The organism is Nocardioides sp. NPDC006273, from assembly GCF_040613495.1.
In the GTDB taxonomy this organism is placed as follows: domain Bacteria; phylum Actinomycetota; class Actinomycetes; order Propionibacteriales; family Nocardioidaceae; genus Nocardioides.
The window spans coordinates 35,883-56,334 of sequence record NZ_JBEXSD010000037.1 but is presented as its reverse complement, the minus strand read 5'-3'; the positions used below and the strand labels follow the sequence as shown (position 1 = coordinate 56,334).

Annotated in this window: 18 protein-coding genes; 13 read left to right on the top strand and 5 right to left on the bottom strand. The window is 68.3% G+C overall.

Translation table 11 applies throughout. The annotated features are described in order from the left end of the window. Window positions 1–233 precede the first annotated feature (233 nt). The 3 genes from ABZZ22_RS16825 to ABZZ22_RS16815 all read left to right on the top strand — a co-directional run bounded on the left by ABZZ22_RS16825 (window position 234) and on the right by ABZZ22_RS16815 (window position 4,621). Window positions 234–1,580, top strand: coding sequence for an exopolysaccharide biosynthesis polyprenyl glycosylphosphotransferase (locus tag ABZZ22_RS16825; RefSeq protein WP_354933335.1), 1,347 nt, complete (start codon window positions 234–236; stop codon window positions 1,578–1,580). 82 nt (window positions 1,581–1,662) lie between these two features. Continuing rightward, entirely contained in the window at window positions 1,663–3,744 is a 2,082-nt protein-coding gene (locus ABZZ22_RS16820; RefSeq protein ID WP_354933333.1) for a protein kinase, read from the top strand. Between the two features lie 10 nt (window positions 3,745–3,754). Beyond that, window positions 3,755–4,621: a 3'(2'),5'-bisphosphate nucleotidase CysQ gene (locus ABZZ22_RS16815; protein ID WP_354933331.1), complete on the top strand. Its 867-nt coding sequence runs from the start codon at window positions 3,755–3,757 to the stop codon at window positions 4,619–4,621. Between the two features lie 129 nt (window positions 4,622–4,750). On the opposite strand, the gene ABZZ22_RS16810 is transcribed toward ABZZ22_RS16815, so the two are convergent. Beyond that, on the bottom strand, window positions 4,751–5,221 hold the full coding sequence (locus ABZZ22_RS16810; protein WP_354933329.1) for an SRPBCC family protein: 471 nt from the start codon (window positions 5,219–5,221) through the stop codon (window positions 4,751–4,753). Window positions 5,222–5,304: 83 nt separating this feature from the next. Between ABZZ22_RS16810 and ABZZ22_RS16805 the strand changes: the two genes are divergently transcribed. Beyond that, window positions 5,305–5,802 carry a gluconokinase gene (locus ABZZ22_RS16805; protein ID WP_354933327.1) on the top strand — a complete coding sequence of 166 codons (498 nt, stop codon included), beginning with the start codon at window positions 5,305–5,307 and terminating at the stop codon, window positions 5,800–5,802. A gap of 145 nt (window positions 5,803–5,947) precedes the next feature. Here the strand turns inward: ABZZ22_RS16805 and ABZZ22_RS16800 are convergent, their stop codons facing one another. Then, window positions 5,948–6,844: a crotonase/enoyl-CoA hydratase family protein gene (locus ABZZ22_RS16800; RefSeq protein ID WP_354933325.1), complete on the bottom strand. Its 897-nt coding sequence runs from the start codon at window positions 6,842–6,844 to the stop codon at window positions 5,948–5,950. A 226-nt stretch (window positions 6,845–7,070) separates the two neighbouring features. Between ABZZ22_RS16800 and ABZZ22_RS16795 the strand changes: the two genes are divergently transcribed. Both ABZZ22_RS16795 and ABZZ22_RS16790 read left to right on the top strand, forming a co-directional pair. Next, window positions 7,071–8,213, top strand: a complete 1,143-nt coding sequence (locus ABZZ22_RS16795) for a histidine kinase (protein ID WP_354933323.1) — start codon at window positions 7,071–7,073, stop codon at window positions 8,211–8,213. Then, window positions 8,210–8,884 carry a response regulator transcription factor gene (locus ABZZ22_RS16790; RefSeq protein ID WP_354933321.1) on the top strand — a complete coding sequence of 225 codons (675 nt, stop codon included), beginning with the start codon at window positions 8,210–8,212 and terminating at the stop codon, window positions 8,882–8,884. Before ABZZ22_RS16795 ends, ABZZ22_RS16790 begins: the two co-directional genes overlap by 4 nt. A 50-nt stretch (window positions 8,885–8,934) precedes the next feature. Here ABZZ22_RS16790 and ABZZ22_RS16785 read toward each other — a convergent pair whose 3' ends face one another. From ABZZ22_RS16785 to ABZZ22_RS16775, 3 genes are all read right to left on the bottom strand, one after another. Further along, window positions 8,935–9,711: an ABC transporter permease subunit gene (locus tag ABZZ22_RS16785; protein WP_354933319.1), complete on the bottom strand. Its 777-nt coding sequence runs from the start codon at window positions 9,709–9,711 to the stop codon at window positions 8,935–8,937. Beyond that, the gene (locus tag ABZZ22_RS16780; RefSeq protein ID WP_354933317.1) at window positions 9,711–10,436 is read right to left on the bottom strand and encodes an ATP-binding cassette domain-containing protein; all 726 of its coding nucleotides are present in this window, start codon (window positions 10,434–10,436) and stop codon (window positions 9,711–9,713) included. The genes ABZZ22_RS16785 and ABZZ22_RS16780 overlap by 1 nt, the downstream gene beginning before the upstream one ends. A 98-nt stretch (window positions 10,437–10,534) precedes the next feature. Next, on the bottom strand, window positions 10,535–11,899 hold the full coding sequence (locus ABZZ22_RS16775) for an LCP family protein (RefSeq protein WP_354933315.1): 1,365 nt from the start codon (window positions 11,897–11,899) through the stop codon (window positions 10,535–10,537). A 112-nt stretch (window positions 11,900–12,011) separates the two neighbouring features. Here ABZZ22_RS16775 and ABZZ22_RS16770 point away from each other — a divergent pair, with 112 nt between their 5' ends. The 7 genes from ABZZ22_RS16770 (at window position 12,012) to ABZZ22_RS16740 (ending at window position 20,450) form a co-directional block, all read left to right on the top strand. Then, on the top strand, window positions 12,012–13,535 hold the full coding sequence (locus tag ABZZ22_RS16770; RefSeq protein WP_354933313.1) for an LCP family protein: 1,524 nt from the start codon (window positions 12,012–12,014) through the stop codon (window positions 13,533–13,535). Window positions 13,536–13,609: 74 nt separating this feature from the next. Then, entirely contained in the window at window positions 13,610–14,560 is a 951-nt protein-coding gene (locus ABZZ22_RS16765) for a glycosyltransferase (RefSeq protein ID WP_354933311.1), read from the top strand. Beyond that, on the top strand, window positions 14,557–15,456 hold the full coding sequence (locus ABZZ22_RS16760) for a glycosyltransferase (protein WP_354933309.1): 900 nt from the start codon (window positions 14,557–14,559) through the stop codon (window positions 15,454–15,456). Before ABZZ22_RS16765 ends, ABZZ22_RS16760 begins: the two co-directional genes overlap by 4 nt. Window positions 15,457–15,522: 66 nt before the next feature. Continuing rightward, a complete protein-coding gene (gene glf / locus ABZZ22_RS16755) occupies window positions 15,523–16,716 on the top strand; it encodes a UDP-galactopyranose mutase (protein ID WP_354933307.1) in 1,194 nt (397 codons plus the stop codon). Next, a complete protein-coding gene (locus ABZZ22_RS16750; RefSeq protein WP_354933305.1) occupies window positions 16,713–18,746 on the top strand; it encodes a glycosyltransferase in 2,034 nt (677 codons plus the stop codon). Before glf ends, ABZZ22_RS16750 begins: the two co-directional genes overlap by 4 nt. Continuing rightward, complete coding sequence (locus tag ABZZ22_RS16745; RefSeq protein ID WP_354933303.1) at window positions 18,730–19,632, top strand: ABC transporter permease; 903 nt, start codon at window positions 18,730–18,732, stop codon at window positions 19,630–19,632. Before ABZZ22_RS16750 ends, ABZZ22_RS16745 begins: the two co-directional genes overlap by 17 nt. Next, window positions 19,629–20,450: an ABC transporter ATP-binding protein gene (locus ABZZ22_RS16740; protein WP_354933301.1), complete on the top strand. Its 822-nt coding sequence runs from the start codon at window positions 19,629–19,631 to the stop codon at window positions 20,448–20,450. The genes ABZZ22_RS16745 and ABZZ22_RS16740 overlap by 4 nt, the downstream gene beginning before the upstream one ends. Window positions 20,451–20,452: the final 2 nt, after the last annotated feature.

The window sequence follows — 20,452 nt, the reverse complement described above, 5'->3', positions numbered from 1 at the left end:
CATGCCGAGCAGCTGGTCGTGCACGACATCGCGGTCGGTGCCGCGGTCCAGCTGGAGCTCGCCGGAGGCGGGACATCTGCGCCGACTCGGCGCTGCTACTGGTCTGGACCAGTGCTGGGTCGTTCCCTCATTTGGTCTAACCGGACCCCTGTCGGACCCCATCAGGCCATTCCATACCGCATTGTTCTGTCATGAAGTAGCGTTCGGGCGCGCCGCAGCGACGGGGGAGATGAATGACGATCGAGCTGGCGTCGGTGGAGGCGACCGCCCCACTCCACCTCAACCGGCGGCGGGTGTCCCCGAAGACACTCTCCCTTCGGGTACAGGCCTCGATGTTGGACGGGCTCGCGGTGGTGCTGCTTGCGCCACTGCTCCTGGGGCAGGAGATCGTCCAGGCGCTCGGGTGGGGCCTGGCCTGGGCGCTGACGACGAGGATCACCGCTCCGAAGATCCTTCCCGGAGCCGAGCGCCTGCGGGCGACGGTCTCCGGGGTCTTCAAGGCGTTCATGGCGATGAGCATGGCGACCTGGTTGCTGGGCGCGCTCGTCACGCTCCCGCAGGCGCAGCTGGTCGCGCAGACGATCCTCGCACTGGTGATCGCGCTCGTGTTTCGGGTCGTGGGCTACATCTTCAGCTCCCGGCCGCGCAACCCGCTGCGGGTCGTCGTCGTGGAGGCTGCCCATGACACCGGCGCGATCCCGGAGTGGACCCACCGGCTCAGCGGGGGCCTGATGGAGGCGGCGGCCGTCTGCCGTGCCGACGGGCTCTCCGGGGCGATCGCCTCGGTCGCACCCGACGCGGTGCTGGTCGTCCCCGGTCCCGACCTGGCCGGCCGTGAGATCCAGAGGCTGGCCTGGACGAGCGAGTCCTTCGGTCTGCCGCTGCTGGTCAGCACCCGGATGCAGGACGTCACTCCGCAGCGTACGTCGTCGATGCGGCTGGGCTCGATGACGCTTCTCTACGTCGACGAGGCCCTCCGGGCGCGGCTGACCCGGGTCGCCAAGTACGTGTGGGAGTGGCTGGCCGCGGCGGCCGCCGTCGCCGTTCTCCTCCCGGTCCTCGCGGTCGTGGCGGTCCTGATCAAGCTCGACTCCCCGGGCCCGGTGTTCTTCCGGCAGGTGCGGGTCGGGCGGGGTGGCGAGCAGTTCCGGATCTGGAAGTTCCGCACCATGGTGGTCGACGCGGAGTCGCTGCTGCGCACGCTCGACCATCGTCCGGGACATGTCCTCTTCAAGCTCCGTGCCGACCCCCGGGTGACCCGGGTGGGCCGGGTGCTGCGGAAGTACTCTCTCGACGAGCTGCCGCAGCTGTTCAACATCGTGCTGGGCCAGATGTCGTTGGTCGGTCCCCGGCCGGGGTTGCCCAGCGAGGTGGCGATGTACGATCGCGACTCTCATCGCCGACTTGCGGTTGCTCCTGGTCTGACCGGGTTGTGGCAGGTCTCGGGGCGTTCGGACCTCTCCTGGGAGGACACGGTCAGGCTGGATCTGGACTATGTGGACAACTGGACGCTGCTGCGTGACTTCGGGATCGTCGTGCGCACAGTCAAGGCTGTAGTCCGAGGCTCTGGCGCCTACTAGTCAGTGTCCCCTAAACTCCCAGGCCGTTGTGTGAGCAACCTGACATGAACTGACAATTGGATCCTCGACGGGAACGTCCCCCATGCAAACCTCCCCCCAACCCATGATCGCCGGCCGCTACGAGTTGCACCGCTTGATCGGGCGAGGCGGCATGGGCGAGGTCTGGCAAGCCATGGATCTCACCCTGCAGCGCTGGGTCGCGGTCAAGGTCGTGAGGACATCCGCCGACCCGACGATGGTCGAGCGATTCCGGCGCGAGTCGCTCTCCACCGCGGCCGCCAGCCATCCCGGCACCGTGCAGGTCCACGACGCCGGGATCGAGCAGACCAGCAGCGGGCCGATGGCCTTCCTCGTCATGGAGCTCCTGACCGGCCCCGACCTCGGCGAGCGCCTGCGCTCGCACGGCCCGCTGATCGCCCGGGAGGCAGGCGAGGTGATCGTCCAGGCCGCGCGTACGCTCGCAGCGGTCCACCGCCAGGGGATCGTCCACCGCGACATCAAGCCCTCCAACCTCGTCTACGACGGCGAACGCCGGATCAGGATCGTCGACTTCGGGATCGCCCAGCTCGCCAGGCTGGGTGACCAGCGGCTGACCTCCACCCACGATGTCGTCGGGAGCCTCGGCTATCTCTCGCCCGAGCGTGGCTCGGGTGGCGAGGTCGGTCCGCCGAGCGACATCTACTCCCTGGGCTGTGTCTTCTTCGAGATGCTCACCGGGCGCACCCTGTACTCCGGCGGCGCACCGGCCACGATGGTCTACCAGCACGCCAGCGCGCCCATCCCGCGGATCAGCGGGACGGTCCAGGTGCCGGGGATCATCGACGACCTGGTCGCGATGATGATGGCCAAGGACCCCGAGCAGCGCCCGAACGCCCAGGATGTCGTCGCGGTGCTCACCGGGTCGGGACCGTTGCCGGTCTTCGACGCGAAGGTGCCGACGCCGCGTACGACGCACGCGTCCGGCCCGATCAGCACCTCCGGTGCGTTCGAGCGAGCAAGCGCGAGCGGTGCGCAGTCGTTCGGCGGGAGCGGCTCGTTCCCCGCCGCCGACGCCACCGGATCGACAGGCGGGTTCGCCAAGATCGGCGCCAGCGGCTCCTTCCCGACAGGCGGGGCGCGGGCTGCGAAGCGCTCCGGCGGCGGTCGTCGGATGATGAACATCCTGCTGGCTGTCGCCCTGCTCGGCGTCGTCGTCGCCGGCTGGGCGACGTTCGCCGCCTTCCGCAGTGCCTCCGAGACGGGCCAGGCGGCCGCGATCAGCGAGGCGCTCCCGGAGACCGTCGAGCTCGCCGTCGACGTGATCTTCGAGCGGGACGCGCTGCAGCCCGTCTCACAGGCACCGGTCAACGTACGCTCCACGTATCTGCACACCACCGACCTCGCGATCGCGGAGTGGCGGACCGCTGCGGCCGAGATCGACGTCGACAGCGACACCGAGCTGCGGACGCTCCACCACGACATCACCGAGGTGCTCGACGACTTCGAGCTCTACCGGGTCGAGATGCAGGAAGGCGACCGGGCCAGCCAGGATGCGGCCCGCGAGGTCTACACCGGACTCGCCGGCGACCTGCTGATGCTCGCGGCGCAACTGCCTGAGCTGGAGGACGAGACCGGCGACCAGCTCCGCAACATCAGCAGGCTGAAGGCGGCCGCGGAGGCGTTCAGCACGGAGCGGGAGCTCATGATGGTGGCGCTGACCGAGAACGAGATCGGCACGAAGTCGGTCAAGGAGCTCGTCGACGCCGAGGCTGCGTGGGTCAAGGCGTCCTCGGCGTTCTACTCGGGTGCCTCGCCCGCGCTGCAGGCGGACCTCGACCGGATCTCCGAGGGCACCTTCGACAAGGGTTCAGGCGCGATGATGGTGCAGCGTACGGTCCGCGACGTCGCGGCCAAGGGGAGCGTCGAGGGCGTCGCCAAGGAGCTGCGAGCGGCGTCCAAGGGTGAGCCGATCGTGCGCACCTGGTCCGACGGCGCGGTGGAGTACATCCAGAGCCTTCGCGACGTGATCCTGAAGTCGACCGAGAGCATGGCCAACAACGTCACCGACGAGCACGAGCGTGCCAAGTCGGGACTCGTCCTTCGCGCCGTGCTGACCGGGGTGGCGCTGGTCGTCGCTCTCGGGCTCGGACTGGGCCTTTATCGGAGTCGCCGGGCGTCTCGATAGAGTGCCGCGAGTGACATTCGAAGCGCAGCCCGAGAAGATTGAACAGAGCGAAGCGGAGCCAGAGAACGTCAAGCAGAGCGAAGCCGGTGTGCCCACGCCTGAGATCCTCGCCTCGGATCACCTGCTGGCCGCCTGGCTCGCCGAGACCGCCGGTCGGCGGCTGCTCGAGGTGCGTGCCACCTCCGGTCTCGAGGGCAAGGAGCTCAAGGATGCCGGTGACCTGGCGGCCCACGAGCTGCTGATGGAGCTCGTCGCCGAGCACCGCCCCCAGGACGGTGTCCTGTCCGAGGAGGGTAAGGACTCCAAGGAGCGGCTCGCCCAGGACCGGGTGTGGATCATCGACCCCCTCGACGGGACCCGCGAGTTCTCGGAGCCGCCGCGCGACGACTGGGCGGTGCACGTGGCGCTGTGGGCCTCATCCAACGGTGGAGAGCTGATCGCCGGCGCGGTTGCGCAGCCGGCGCTCGCGGACGCTTCCCTGCAGAGCACCTTCCACACCGGTGCAGCCCCCGTCGTGCCGCCTTCGACCTCGGCGCGCCCCCGGATCGCGGTCTCCCGCAGTCGCCCGCCGGCCTTCGTCGAGGCGCTCGCCGAGGAGCTCGGCGCCGAGCTGGTCCCGATGGGATCGGCCGGGGTGAAGATGATGTCGGTCGTGCGTGACATCTCCGATGCGTACGTCCACGCGGGCGGGCAGTACGAGTGGGACTCCGCCGCCCCCGTCGCCGTCGCCGCCGCTGCCGGGCTGTTCACCTCCCGCATCGACGGCTCGCCGCTGCGCTACAACCAGGACGACGTCTACCTGCCCGACGTCATCGTCTGTCGCCCCGAGCTCTCCGAGCAGATTCTCTCGTTCATCAAGCGGCACGGGGTGGAGTGACCTTCGCTCCCGGTGGTCGAGCTTGTCGAGACCTCCCTGCCGGAACGTCCCACCCCCGAGGCCGCTGAATGAGAGTTTTCTTTCACCGGAGGCCGATCTCCAAGCCGCCGGCATGCAAGAAAGCAAGGCTCAGGCGCCGACCAACAACTCCTCGAGAGCCTCCAGGCTCTGCCGGGCATACCCCTTCCACATCCAGCCGAAGACAGGCATCGCAAAGGATGCGGCCGACGAGGCCGGGGTGACGTCCCAGGACCAGGTGATCCGGGTGCCGGTGCCGGCGGGGGAGAAGGACCAGCGGCCGGCGACGTGACCGACCAGGAGCTTGAGCGGGCCGGAGAGCGGCGTGATCTCGTAGGAGAACGAGGAAGGGGCATCGATCGCGGTCAGGGTCTCCTGCATCGTCGCGCCGTCGGCGAGGACGATGGTGCGGGTCTGGCCGGCGGAGTCCCAGGCGCCGGCCTGGTCGCGGACCTCGGCGATCGGCCCGATCGCGGCGTAGCGGCGGCCGAAGATCTTCGGCAGCGGGGCGGGGAGGACGAGAGCGAGGGCCTTCTCGTGCTCCACGGGGACGGCTCGGGATGCTTCCAGGTGCAGGGTCATGACGACGAGCATGGCAGCAATCGGCCGGGGACTCGACGGGACTCCGCGGAGATCGAGTCGCTCTACGCCCGTACGATGGTCTGATGGCGAAACCGGTGGTGGTAGTGATGGGTGTCTCGGGCTCGGGGAAGTCGACGATCGGGGCGGCGATCGCCGGCAGACTCCGGGTGCCGTTCGAGGACGCCGACGACCTGCATCCGCAGGCGAACATCGAGAAGATGGTCGCCGGGATCGAGCTCGACGACGATGACCGCTATCCGTGGCTGGAGGTGGTCGGGGAGTGGCTCGCCAGGCACGCCGAGCGCGGCGGCGTGATGAGCTGCTCGGCGCTGAAGCGGAAATACCGAGACCAGCTCCGTCGGCACCTCCCCGAAGTCACGTTCCTCCACCTCGAGGGCACGCCTGAGGTGATCGCGAGGCGTCAGGCGAGCCGGCCCGGCCACTTCATGCCCGCCTCGCTCCTGGAGAGCCAGTTCCGAACGCTGGAGCCCCTCGGGGACGACGAGGCGGGGTTCGCCATCGACGTCGCCCAGCCTGTGGACGCCATCGTCGAGGAGTATGCGGGTCGGATCGGCGCCTAGCCCTGCCCGAGAGGCGGCCGACACGCGCCCATCTCGGGTTGGGCACTGCGTGCCGGCCGCGGCCTCGCCCGGGTATGGACCAGCGGGCGGGCCTACTTTCGACGGTAACCCACGATCCCCCGGAACAACAGAGGTTTCGCGACCGTCAGTGCAGGTCAGAAGGGCAAAATACGTCCGGGACCTCGGACACCTTCGAGGTGAACTCCGGGTCCCGCTTCTCGAGGAACGCCGCGACTCCCTCCTTGCCGTCCCCGATCGAGCTGTAGAACATCGCCAGCGAGTCGGCCATGTGCGCCTCGAGCGGATGCCGCACCGAGGCGTTGCGGGTGATCAGCTGTCGTACGAGCGCGGTGCCGACCGGCGAACGGTTCTGGGTGAACCTCCGGGCCAGCTCGAAGGCGGCGGGCAGCAGCTCGTCGGGCAGATGGATGCTGCGGACCAGGCCGCCCTCGAGAGCCTGGTCGGGGCCGAGGATCTCCGCGGTGTAGAGCCACTCGAGCGCCCGGGGGATACCGACGACGCGCGGCAGGAAGTAGGACGAGCAGGCCTCGGGGACGATGCCGAGCTTGCCGAAGACGAAGCCGATCTTCGCCTTCGAGGAGGCCAGGCGGGCGTCCATCGCGCACAGCATCGTGGCGCCGATACCGACCGCCGGACCGTTGATCGCGGCGATCACCGGCTTGGGGAGCGCGTGGATCGCGAGGGTGACCTTGCCGCCCGTGTCACGTACACCCTCGGCGTACTCGGGGTGCTTGGCCGGGTCGGCGAGATGCTCGCCGAGCTTCTCGGGTGTCGGCTGCAGCGACTCGTCGAGGCCGAACACGTTCCCCTCCGCGGACAGGTCCATCCCCGCGCAGAACGCCCGTCCGGCGCCGGTCACGATCACCGCACGCACCTCGTCCGCCATCGCGTCGGTGGTGAAGACCTCTTCCAGCTCGCGCGCCATCGTCACGGTGAACGAGTTGAGCGCGTCGGGGCGGTTGAGGGTCAGGAGCGCGATGCCGTCGGCGTCCACGTCGAATGTCAGCGTCTCGTAAGCCATGGGCCACAGTCTGCACCGGAGGTCGAGCTTGTCGAGACCCGAGTGTCCGCTGGTCGAGCGTGAGTCGCCGGTGGTCGAGCGTGAGTCGCCGGTGGTCGAGCGTGAGTCGCCGGTGGTCGAGCTTGTCGAGACCGCCTTTCGCGTATCCGGTCGATCGCGGGTTGGCTGTTCACCTACTGTCGAAAGTCGGTACGCCTGACGCGATGCCGCAACTACCGTGGTGAGCGTGAGCCTGCTACGCCGTCTCCCCGACCGGCCGCGGTCATTCCACGTCGCGGGGATTCTGTCCGTGCTCCTGGTTCTGGCGGTCGCGGCCGAGCACCTCTACATGAGCGGCGCCCGCCACCCGCAGTGGTCGGGATGGGCGGCGGTGACCGGCGTCCTCGTCGTCGCGCTCGCGCTGTGGATCCGGCCGAGGCACCCGGCCGTCGCGGTCGCGATCACGTGCGCCCTGGTCGGCGGCACGGTCGTGGTCTTCGACGGCTGGTCCCTGCTCACCTACATCGCCTTCGCGGTCTTCATGAGCTTCCTGGTCGGCAGAGATGCCGAGCGGGTGCTGCCGGTGGCGGTCGTGGTGGGTGTGGCCGTGGTGACGCTGACGGTGGTCGATGCCGTCGTCAACGGCGGCGGCGTTCAGGTGGCGATGGCCGGCAACATGGTCATCTTCATGGCGCTGCCCTGGTTGAGCGGTCGCTATCTTCGTCAGGTCGCGAGCAGCCACGTGACCCAGGTGGAGCAGGCGCAGCTGGCCGAGCGCGCCCGGATCGCCCAGGAGATGCACGACTCGCTGGGCCACGAGCTCAGCCTGATCGCGCTGCGAGCCGGAGCCCTCGAGGTGGCGCCGGGGCTCGCCGAGAACCATCAGCAGGCCGCCGGAGCCATTCGCGCGGCCGCCGCCGAGGCCACCGCGCGCCTCGGTGAGATCGTCGGCGTCCTCCGCCCGGTATCCGAGGACGCTCCGCTCGCGCCCGCCTCTGGCGGGATCGACGGCCTGGTCGAGCGCGCCCGTGCGTCGGGGATGGACGTACGCCTGCAGGGCTCGCTCGAGCCCGGCGACAGGGTGCGCGACGCCGCCGCCCACCGCATCGTGCAGGAGGCGCTCACCAACGCTGCCCGGCACGCTCCCGGGTCGGCGGTGACGGTCTCGGTGGAGCCAGATGCCACCGGCGTACGCCTCAGAGTGACCAACGGCCGGGCGACCCTTCCGCCCCGAACCGGGGCGACGACGGGTCTCGGCCTGGCCGGGCTCGAGGAGGCGGCACGAGCCGCCGACGGCAGCCTGCGCCACGGCGCCACCGTCGCTGGCGGCTTCGAGGTGATCGCCGATCTTCCGGATCGCGCCGATCAGCGCCGCGAGGTGAGCCTGTGATCCGGGTGCTGCTGGCCGACGACGAGGCGATGGTGCGGGCCGGCGTACGCGCGATCCTGGAGACCGACGAGACGATCGAGGTGGTCGCCGAGGCCGCTGACGGGCGCGAGGCGGTCGACGCGGTTCAGCGCCACCGGCCCGACGTCGCGCTGCTGGACGTCAGGATGCCGCGGATGGACGGCCTGGCCGCCGGTGCCGAGATCGCCCGGACTGCCCCGGAGACCGCGCGGATCATGCTGACCACCTTCTCCGAGGATGCCTACATCGCCCGGGCGCTCGGCGACGGGGCGAGCGGGTTCCTGCTGAAGTCCGGCGATCCGCGCGAGCTGCTCGCGGGCGTGCACGCCGTCGCCGACGGCGCCGCCTTCCTCTCCCCGAGAGTCGCCCAGCGGGTCATCGCCGAGCTCGGCGCCGGCGCGGGCGATCGGATGTCGCGGGCCGCGGACGCGCGGGCGAAGGTCGCCACCCTGACCGAGCGCGAGCGCGACGTGATGGCCCTGGTCGGCGCCGGGCTCTCCAACGCCGAGATCGGCCGCCGGCTCCACCTCGTGGAGGGCACCGTGAAGGCCTACCTGAGCAGCGCCTTCGGTCGCCTCGGCGTACGCAACCGGGTGCAGGCAGCGATCCTCGCCCACGAGGCCGGGCTCGTGAGCGAGGAAGCTCCCCGGTGATCGGGCCCCGCCGGTGGTCGAGCCTGTCGAGACCCGACCACCGATAGGGATCAGGCGTCGCGCCGGCGGAACACCACGTAGCCGGCGAGGAGCGTGACCACCGACCAGGCGGCGAAGAGCCCGAGACCGCCGGTGGCGTCATAGGGGAGCCCGTCGGCGAGCCCGAAGAGGGTCGCGATCCCGATGCCGAGGTATTCGGTGCCCGCCGTCCCCGGCAGGTAGTAGGAGACGTCGGTCATCAGGTCCATCCCGCTCATCATCAGCACCATCGGCAGCAGGAAGAGCGCCAGGAACGCCACGACGAGCGCTCCCGCCGTGCTGCGCAGCGCCACCGCCAGGCCGATCGCCAGCGCGACGACCACGCCCATGTAGACGCTGACCTTGCCGGCCACCGTGGCCACCGAGGAAACGTCGAAGACGCCGTAGTCGCCCGCGGTCAGGTAGCCGAGGCCCGCGCCCAGGACGGCGAGCAGCGCCCCGGAGACGAGTGCGACGACCTCGACGACGAGGAGCTTCGCGACCAGCACCCGGCCTCGCCGAGGCTCGCACTGCAGGGTGGTGCGCATGCTGCCGGAGGCGTACTCCGCGGTCACCGTCAGCAGCGCCAGCGCGATCAGCGCGAACTGGGTGAACAGCAGGCCGGCGGTGGCGACGTCCTCGACGTGGAGCAGCTGGTCGGCGTGGGACAGGTTCGGGTTGGGGTCGGCGGCGTCGAAGCCCAGCGGGACCGAGTAGAGCGCCATCAGCGCGGCCGCGCCGAACAGGCACCACCAGGTCGAGCGGACCGACCAGAGCTTGGTCCATTCGGACGAGATCACAGCAAACATCAGGCCACCTCCGTCCCGGTGTACTCGACGCTCCCGGCGGTCAGCCGGAAGTACGCCTCCTCGAGCGACCCGTGCCCGGCGACGAAGTCGGCCATCGGGGAGTCCGCGAGCAGCCGTCCGCGGCCCAGCACCACCAGATGGTCGGCGGTCTGCTGCATCTCGCTCATCAGGTGGCTGGAGACGAGGACCGTACGCCCCTCCGCGGCGAGCGACCTCAGCAGCTTCCGGATCCACATCACCCCGTCGGGATCGAGCCCGTTGACCGGCTCGTCGAAGAGCATCGCCCGCGGGTCGCCGAGCAGCACGCCCGCGATTCCGAGCCGCTGGCTCATCCCGAGCGACAGGCTCCCCGCCCGCCGCCGGGCGACCCCGGCGAGCCCGACGCACTCGAGCACGTCGTCGACCCGGGCCACCGGGATCGAGTTGCTCCGCGCCATCGCCACCAGATGCGTACGCACCCGGCGACCGGGGTGCACCGCCTTGGCGTCCAGCAGCGCGCCGACCTCGCGCAGCGGACGCTGCAACGAGGCGTACGGCCGGCCGTCGATCGTCGCCGTCCCCGACGTCGGCCGGTCCAGCCCGAGGATCATCCGCATGGTCGTGGACTTCCCGGCACCGTTGGGGCCGAGGAAGCCAGTGACCCGTCCGGGTTCGATCTGCACGGTGAGATCGTCGACCGCGGTGGTCGCTCCGTATCTCTTGGTCAGGTGGTCCAAAGTGATCATGCCTCGAACCTATGGACGTACGCGGCCGGGCACATTGGACGAAAAGCAGCCGTCCCTACTGACGAAGGTCAGTAGGGACGGCTGCGACGAGGCGGGAACTATCCGGTGACGCTCTTCGGGAGGCCGGTCGGAGTGCAGAGGTCGGCCGGCATGCCGTCGACTGTGTCCTCCTTGATGTGACCGAACATGGTCAGCGCGCGTTCCTGGTCCCACTGGGTGCTCATCCCCACGATCGGGACACCGCAGGTCATCGCGGAGCCGCCGGCGAGTGCCTTAAAGGCCCAGGCGAACTTGGCGCCGCCGATGACGTTCATGCCCTCGCCGACCTTGAGGCCCTCGGCGCCCTTGCCCATCTCAGCGAGCTTGAACGGGTTGAGCAGGGTGGCTGGGTTGGTCATCTTCTTCCCGATGCCGGAGATGACCTCGGTCTGGTTGACGCCCCGAGCCAGGTCGCCGGTGTTCTCCACGTGGCGTGAGCGGGCGTAGGCGAGGGCGGTCGCACCGTCGGCCTCCTGGCAGCCCTTCTTGATGTCCAGGCCCGCGAGCTTGTCCTTCATGTCCTGCTTCGGGCAGATCTCGACGCCGCCGACGCCGTCGACGAGGCGATACAGACCGCCCATGCCGATCTCGACATAGCCGTCGATGCGAATGCCGGTGTTCTGCTCGATCGTCTGGGTCAGCAGCTCGGGGCCGCCATAGGCGAAGGCCGCGTTGATCTTGGTCGTGCCGTGACCGGGGATGGCCACCGGCGAGTCCCGTGGGATGGTGACGACGATCGTCTTGCCGGCCCCGGTGTGCAGCAGCTTGATCGTGTCGGTGCGGCTGCCCGCCGCGTCACCGGTGGAGAGTTTCTTCTTCTCCTCCGCGGTCAGGCCCTCGCGCGAGTCGCTGGCGACGATGAGGTACGTCTTGCCCGGCTGGTCTGCGGGCCGCTCGCCGGCGGTCGGCTCGTAGGGGACCTTGTCGACCTTGTTCCAGGCACTGATGCCGATCCAGGCGACCGCGCCGACCAGGATCAGGACCGGGATCATCACGATGGCGACGAACCGGCGGAACGGGTGGCGCTTCTTCGGCTTCGGTGTGCGGCCCCCGCGACCGCCGCGACCTCCGCCGTGTCCGTCGCCCGGACCCCCGGGCCCGCCGTAGCCGCCGTTGCCGCCGCCGTACTCGCTCGGCTGGCTCCAGCCGCCCTGCTGGCCATAGCCCTGGTCGTAGCCCTGGTTGCCATACCCGCCCTGCTGGTCAGGGGTCGGCGCGATCTGCCCCGGCTGGGGCAGCGGCCGGTCATAGCCGCCACGCGGCGGCGCCGGAGGCGGCGAGCCGGCGGGCGGACGCCCGACGGTGGGCATGACGTTGGTGGGCTCGGGCCCCGAGGGGTGAGCAGGCTGGCCACCGCCGTACGCCCAGCCGTACTGCTGCGACCGGGGATCGTTGGGGCTGCCAGGGTTGCGGGGGTTTGGCATGCGCTCAAAGGTACCGTGCCAGGCCGCTAAAGTTAGACGGCGCGTCGCACCGCGCTGTTACCCGTGTGACTAGTGATACTGGCGGGACAACTGTCTTCCCGAGGGACCTGTGATGGCTGACCAGAACTACCGGCCCCAGCGTACGGCCGCCGAACGCGCCTCCCGCGTGCGTTTCCGCCGTGCCATGGCGCTGTTGCTGATCACGCTGCTGCTGCCCGGCTCGGCCCAGCTCGTCGCCGGCAACCGCCGCGTCGGCCGGATCGCGATCTGGACCGTCTTCGGTCTCGCGGTCACCGCCGGGCTGGTCTTCTGCATCTCCCTGCTGTGGCACGGCCTGGTCTTCCGGCTGGGGACGACGCCGTGGCTGCTCGGCGTCTTCCGCCTCGCGCTCATCGCCGGCGCCATCGCCTGGGCGGCGCTCTTCGTGGACGCCTGGCGCCTGGGCCGCCCGCTCGAGCTCGACCTGAAGCAGCGCCGCGTCGTCGTCGCCATCAACGGCGCACTGGCCTTCTCCGTGGCCGCGACCATGATCTTCGGCGCCCACCTGGTCGGCGTGCACAAGGGCATGGTCGAGGCGATCTTCGCCGGCGCCGAGGCCGCCGAGGCCCACAACGGCCGCTTCAACATCCTGCTCGCCGGCGCCGACTCCGACGGCGGGAAGACCCGCTGGGGCCTGCGCCCCGACTCGCTCACGGTCGCCTCGATCGATGCCGTGACCGGACGTACGGTGCTCATCGGTCTGCCCCGCAACATGCAGAACTTCACCTTCGCCGACGGCTCCCCGATGGACGAGGAGTTCCCGAAGGGCTTCGACTGCAAAGGCTGCTATCTCAACGGCGTGAGCACCTGGGTCGAGGACCACAAGGAGCTCTACAAGGACGAGAAGGACCCCGGCATGGCCGCCACCGTCGACGCCGTCGAGGGCATCACCGACCTGCAGATGAGCTACTACGCCATCGTCGACCTCAACGGTTTCGAGGAGATCGTGGACGCCATCGGGGGAGTCACCCTGAAGGTCCGCCAGCCGATCCCGGTCGGCATCCCCACGGACAGCTTCTACACCCACATCGAGCCGGGGACGAAGAAGCTCGACGGCTGGGAGACCCTCTGGTACGCCCGGGCCCGTCACGACTCCGACGACTACTCGCGGATGGCCCGCCAGAAGTGCGTCCTGAACGCGATCCTGCAGCAGACCAGTCCGACGGACGTCGTACGCCACTACCAGGACGTCGCGAAGGCGACCGGGGCGACCATCACCACCTCGGTGCCGCCGAGCGAGATCGAGCGGTTCTCATCGCTGGCGCTGAAGGCGAAGTCGCAGAAGATCTCGACGCTCTCGCTGGTGCCGCCCCTGGTCAACACCGCCGACCCGGACATGTCCGACATCCACGCCGAGGTGCGCAAGGCCGTGAAGAAGGCCACTCCGAAGAAGGAGGAGATCTTCGAGTCCCCCGGCACCGACGGCGAGACCAAGGCGCCCACCCAGAAGGCCGACGGCAAGGCTGACGGCAAGACCAAGTCCGCCGGCGACTCCAAGGCCTCCGACAAGGGCGGTCCGGTCACCGGCGGTTCCCTGGGCTCGCGCAACAAGGGCTACCAGGCCAACGAGACCGACGACCTCGCCTCCGCGTGTTGAACAGCAGGTTAACGAGGCGTCACGCCGACTCGCTGATTCCCGGGATAACCCGCGGTCGCGGCTAGTCTGGATCCGTGCCAGGGAGCAATCGTGTCGCCGCGGTCGTGGTGACCTTCAACCGTCTCGAGCTGTTGCAGCGACTGCTGGAGCGGCTCGACGGGGTCAACGGTCTCGACGAGGTGATCGTGATCGACAACGCCTCCACCGACGGTACGTCGCAGTGGCTGGCCGAGCTCGATGGTGCCGAAGGGGTCTCGACAGCCTCGACCACCAAAAGAGCGGTGCCGGTGATCGCTCGCACCCTGACGCGCAACAGCGGCGGCGCCGGCGGCTTCCACGACGGCCTGGAGCTGGCGATCGAGCGCGGCGCCGACCTGATCTGGCTGATGGACGACGACGGCCTGCCCGATCCCGGCTGCCTGGACCTCCTGCTCGAGCAGACCGACCTGGACTTCTGGGGGCCGCTCGTGGTCGACGAGGACGACTCCGGCCGCCTGGTCTTCCCGATCCGGCTCCCCGGCCGCTCGAAGGTCGTGCACCAGCTCGCCGATGTCGAGCGGGCCGCCACCGACGGCCTGATCAAGGACATCGTGATCCCGTTCAACGGCGTCCTGGTCACCCGAGACCTCGTGGAGCGGATCGGCTACCCCCGCGCGGAGTACTTCATCTGGGGCGACGACCACGAATACCGCCTCCGCGCCGAGAAGGCCGGGGCCCGGATCGCGACCGTCGTCGGCGCTCAGGTGCGCCACCCGGCCGTGGGCGATCTCGGCACCCCGATGGCGTGGGGGAGAGCGACGTACAACCACACGCCGAGCGACCTGAAGCACTACTGCATGGCTCGCAACAACCTGCTCAACCTGCGCGACTACCGAGGGTGGCCCTTCGCTTTGGCTTTCGTCGCGAAGACTCTATGGTTCTACCTGCTCACCAAGCCGCAGCCGAAGCGGATTCGGCTATCTGCGCAGGCGTGGTGGGCGGCCGTCCGGGGGGACTTCAGTGGACACGAGAGGTTCCTTCGTTGAGCACCACCCGTGAGACGGTCGCGATCGTCGTCGTCACCTACAACCGCGCCGACATGCTGCGCGGGCTGCTCGACGGGCTCACCAAGCTCGACCAGCCCGCCGACGCGGTGATCGTCGTGAACAACGCCTCCACCGACCACACCGCCCAGGTCCTGTCCGAGGCGGTCACGCCCAATCTCCAGGTGATCGACAGCCCGGAGAACCTCGGCGGCGCCGGCGGCTTCCATCTCGGCACCAAGGCCGCGGTCGAGCAGGGCTGGGACCGCCTCTACCTGATCGACGACGACGTCGTCCCTGCCCACGACTGCCTCGAGGTGCTGCTCGCCCAGGACGAGGACTGCCTCTTCTCGGTCCGCGAGGACCGCAACGGCAAGCTGATCGAGCTGGCCGCGCTCAAGTTCGACCTGCGCAACCCGCTGGCGATCAAGCCCAAGACCGCCTCGGTCATGGACACCTACCCGACCCGGGACGCGCTTCCCGAGCGGGTCGCGGTCGAGAACGTCGCCTTCGAGGGCTTCATGATCCGCCGCAGCGTCCTGGAGGAGATCGGCCTCCCCGATCCGTCCTACTTCATCTTCTACGACGACGTGGATCTCGCGATCCGCGCCCGCCGCGCCGGCCGCACCATCTGGGCCGTACGCGACGCGGTGCTCGTGCGACAGCTCGACTTCAGCCAGCAGCACGACCTGGCCGGCTGGAAGGGCTTCTACATGTACCGCAACCTCTTCGTCGTCCACTTCCGCTACGGCGAGAACGTCCTCGTACGCCTCAAGCCCTGGCTCATCACCGCGGCTGTGGTCCTCCTCAGCCCGCTGCGCGGCGGCAAGCACGAGGCCGTCAACGTGATCAAGGCCCTGCGCGCCGCGCGGGACATGCGCACCCTGCCCAAATCTTGAACATCCCATCCTCTGAACGAACTCCCTGTCCAACTCATCACCCACAGAGACCTAGACTGAGCGATCGTGTCCTTCCCTGAAACCACTCCTGACCTCGTCGTCGTCGGCTCCGGCCTCTTCGGCCTGACCATCGCCGAGCGTGCCGCCTCCGAGCTGGGCAAGCAGGTGCTCATCATCGAGCGCCGCCACCACATCGGTGGCAACGCCTACTCCGAGTTCGACGAGGAGACCGGCATCGAGGTGCACAAGTACGGCACCCACCTCTTCCACACCTCCAACCAGAAGGTGTGGGACTACGTACGGAAGTTCACCGACTTCACCGACTACAAGCACAAGGTTTTCGGGAAGTACAAGGGGCAGGTCTACTCCCTGCCGATGAACCTGGCGCTGATCAACCAGTTCTTCGGGAAGTCGCACACCCCCGACGAGGCGCGCGCGCTGATCGCCGAGCAGGCCAGCGAGTTCAAGACCGAGGACGCTCAGAACCTCGAGGAGAAGGCGATCTCGCTGATCGGCCGCCCGCTCTACGAGGCCTTCATCAAGGGCTACACCGCCAAGCAGTGGGAGAAGGACCCGACGGAGCTGTCGCCTGACATCATCACGCGCCTCCCGGTCCGATACACCTTCGACAACCGCTACTTCAACGACAAGTACGAGGGGCTGCCGGTCGACGGCTACACCGCGTGGCTGGAGCGGATGGCGGACCACCCGAACATCACGGTCATGCTCGACACCGACTTCTTCACCGTGGTCGACGACTTCAAGGGCAAGGTCCCGATCGTCTACACCGGCCCGGTCGACGAATACTTCGACTTCTCTGCGGGCAAGCTCTCCTGGCGCACCGTGGACCTCGAGTCCGAGACCCTCGAGGTGGACGACTACCAGGGCACCGGCGTGGTGAACGCCAACGACCCCGAGGTCCCGTTCACCCGTGAGCTGGAGTTCAAGCACCTCCACCCCGAGCGCGCCGACCGCTACAAGCCGGGCAAGACGATCGTGGTGAAGGAGTACAGCCGCTTCGCCCAGGAGGGCGACGAGCCGTACTACCCGATCAACACCGCCGACAATCGCGAGAAGATCCTGGTCTACCGCGACCTGGCCAAGAAGGAGCCCATGGTGCTCTTCGGCGGCCGCCTCGGCACCTACAAGTACCTCGACATGCACATGGCGATCGCCTCGGCGCTCACCATGTTCGAGAACAAGCTCCGTCCCCACTTCGAGGACGGCACCCCGCTCACCTCCGGAGGCGTTGACGAATGAGCGTGACCCGACTGCTTCAGCGGCAGATCCTGCCCCTGGACCGTGACTCCGACGTACTCCCGCTCTACGTCGACAACCAGGCCGCCATCCTCGACGCGGACAAGTACGAGGTCGGCTCCGACAAGACGGCCCAGGCGCTGAACAACGCCCAGATCCGTCAGTCGATCAACGACGGCACCCAGGTCCACCCCGACCAGGTCGAGTCGCGTACGGCGCTGCGGATCCTGAAGAGCGAGCGGCTCTCGCTCGGCACCTACTTCAACGCGTTCCCGGCCAGCTACTGGCGCCGGCACACCGTGGTCGACAGCGTGAAGCTGACCGTCGCGCTCCAGGGCCGCGGCGCGAGCGTCATCGTCTACAAGTCGATGGCCAACGGCCGCTCTCAGCGCGTCGACTCTGCAACCACAGACGACACCGGCACCAACACTGTTGACGGACTGAGCACCTTCACCTTCGACCTGCCGCTGAAGCCGTTCGTCGACGGTGGCTGGTACTGGTACGACGTGGTCGCCTCCGACGAGGACGCCGTCATCACCTCGGCCGAGTGGACGGCGGAGGTCCCCGACGACCGTGCCGAGCACGGCACCGTCGACGTCTGCGTCACCACGATGAACAAGCCCGACTTCTGCGCCAAGCTGCTCGCGCAGATGGGTGAGGACGAGGCGCTGCGCCCCTATCTCGACACCGTCTTCGTGATGGAGCAGGGCACCCAGAAGGTCGCCGACGACGTCGAGTTCCCCGCGGCCGAGAAGGCCCTGGGCGACCTGCTGCACATCATCGAGCAGGGCAACCTGGGCGGCTCCGGCGGCTACGCGCGCGGTCAGCTCGAGTCGCTGCGCAAGGGCACCGCGACGTACGCCCTGATGATGGACGACGACGTCGTCTGCGAGCCCGAGGGCATCATCCGCGCGGTCACCTTCGGTGACCTCGCCAAGCGGCCGACCATCGTCGGCGGCCACATGTTCTCGCTCTACGCCAAGTCCCGCCTCCACACCTTCGGTGAGATCGTCCAGCCGTGGCGGTTCTGGTGGCAGTCGGCTCCCGGCGTCCTCGGCGACTGGGACTTCGGTGCCCGCAACCTGCGCTCGACCCGCTGGCTGCACAAGCGCGTCGACGTCGACTTCAACGGCTGGTTCATGTGCCTGATCCCGCGCAAGGTGATCGAGGAGATCGGGCTCTCGCTGCCCGTCTTCATCAAGTGGGACGACTCCGAGTACGGCCTGCGCGCCAAGGAGGCCGGCTTCCCGACCGTGTCGTTCCCGGGTGCGGCCGTGTGGCACGTCCCGTGGACCGACAAGAACGACGCCCTCGACTGGCAGTCCTACTTCCACCAGCGCAACCGCTTCGTCGCCGCGCTGCTGCACTCGATCTACGACGACGGCGGCCGGATGGTCACCGAGTCGTTCTCCCACCAGGTCAAGCACCTGGTCTCGATGCAGTACTCCACGGTCATGCTGCGCCACCAGGCGCTGCTCGACGTGCTCGCCGGGCCTGAGAAGCTCCACGAGACCCTCGCGACCCAGCTTCCCGTCGTACGCCAGATGGTCAAGGACTTCCCGGACGCGCAGCTCAAGGCCGACCGTGACGAGTTCCCGCCCGTGCGCCGCCACAAGCCGCCGCGCAAGGGCAAGGAGGACACCGACGTCCCGACCAACCGCGAGGTCAAGCTGGCCGCGCTCAAGGCGCCGATCCGGCAGCTCATGAAGCCGCGCAAGCTCTCCACGGAGTTCCCCGAGGCCGAGCTCGCCGCGATGGACAACCAGTGGTACCGGATCACCAAGTACGACAGCGCCATCGTGTCGATGAACGACCAGCAGGGTGCTGCCTTCTACCGCCGTGACAAGAAGCTCTTCAACCAGATGCTGAAGGACACCATCAAGGTGCACCGCCAGCTCAAGCGGCGCTGGCCCAAGCTGGCCGAGGAGTACCGTTCCAAGCTCAGCGAGTTCACCTCGCCCGAAGCCTGGGAGAAGACCTTCGAACCGTGGGCGGCCGCTGAGGAGAAGGGGTCCGATGGCAACCGGAGTTGATGAACGTCCCGTACGGATCGTCGACGCACCGCTGGCCCCGCCGGCGGAGAACCTCGGGCTGCTCTCGGTCTTCAAGCGCCGCTATCTCCTCAAGCTGCTCGTGCAGCGGGAGATCAGCGGTCGCTACTCCAACTCGATCCTCGGAGTCTTCTGGTCCTACATCAACCCGCTGACGCAGTTCTGCGTCTACTGGCTGTTCATGGGCGAGATCATGGGCATGTCCGACGCCAAGGGCATGGAGAACTACCCGATCCACCTGTTCGCCGGGCTCGTGATCGTCCACTTCTTCACCGAGACCTTCGGCGCAGGGACCCGCTCCCTGCTCGGCAACAAGGGACTGCTGAAGAAGATGGCGATGCCGAAGGAGATGTTCCCGGTCGCCTCGATGCTGGTCTCGCTCTACCACCTGGTGCCGGCGACTCTGATCCTCGTCATCGTCTGCGTGTTCAGCGGATGGACGCCGTCCTGGGACACGGTTCCCGCGCTCCTGCTTGCGCTCGGGATCGTGATGTCTCTGGGCACCGGTCTGGCCCTGGTCTTCAGCCTGGCCAACGTGTTCTTCCGTGACTTCGGAAGCGTGGTCAACATCGTGACCAACTACATCCGCTTCGGCGTCCCGATGATGTACCCGTTCACGATGATCGAGGGTTTCCTCGGCGACAAGGCCTGGATCTACCTGCTCAATCCGATCGCCGACGCAGTGATGCTCTTCCAACAGGCCTTCTGGGTCGGCGCGACACCTGATCCGGAGAAGTCCGCCGCCACGCTGCCCGATGACCTGTGGATGTGGGGCCTGGGTGCGCTCGGTGCATCGCTGGTGCTGCTGGTGATCGCCCAACTGATCTTCAGCAAGCATGAGAACAAGATCCCGGAGCGCCTGACATGACCCTTCGACCGGCTCAGGACGCCGCCGCGGACTCGATCGTGGTGGACGGGGTCACCAAGAACTTCACACTCCGCTACCACCGCAGCATCAAGGACATCACCGTCGCCAAGATGAAGGGACGGGCCGTCTCCAACACCTTCAAGGCGCTCGACGACGTCAGTTTCACGATCAAGCAGGGCGAGTCGGTCGGCCTGATGGGCCTGAACGGCTCGGGCAAGTCGACGCTGCTGAAGCTGATCAGCGGCGTGATGCGCCCCGACACGGGTGTGGTGAAGACGCGGGGCCAGATCGCCGGCCTGATCGCGACAGGTGCGGGCTTCCACCCGCAGCTCTCCGGCAGGGAGAACATCTTCCTCAACGCGGCGATCTACGGACTCTCCGAAGAGGAGACCGCCGAGATCTACGACGACGTCGTGAGGTTCGCCGAGCTCGGCGACCACCTCAACTCGCCGGTCGGCAACTACTCCTCGGGGCAGTACTCGCGTCTCGGGTTCTCGGTCGCCGTCCACATCGACTCCGACATCTTCCTCGCCGACGAGGTCCTCGCCGTCGGTGACAAGCCCTTCAAGAAGAAGTGCATGGAGAAGATGGAGGAGATCCGCGACAGCGGCCGCACCGTGGTCTACGTCAGCCACGCCGCCGGCTCGGTCAAGCGGATGTGCGACCGCGTCATCTGCCTGGAGAAGGGCCGGCTGGTCTTCGACGGCGACGTCGACGAGGGCATCGAGTATCTCCACTACGGTGAGGACGACGGCAAGGGCTCGGCAGCGCAGAAGCGGCTCGACGCCGCTGACAGCGCGCTCGGCGCGGAAGTATGAGC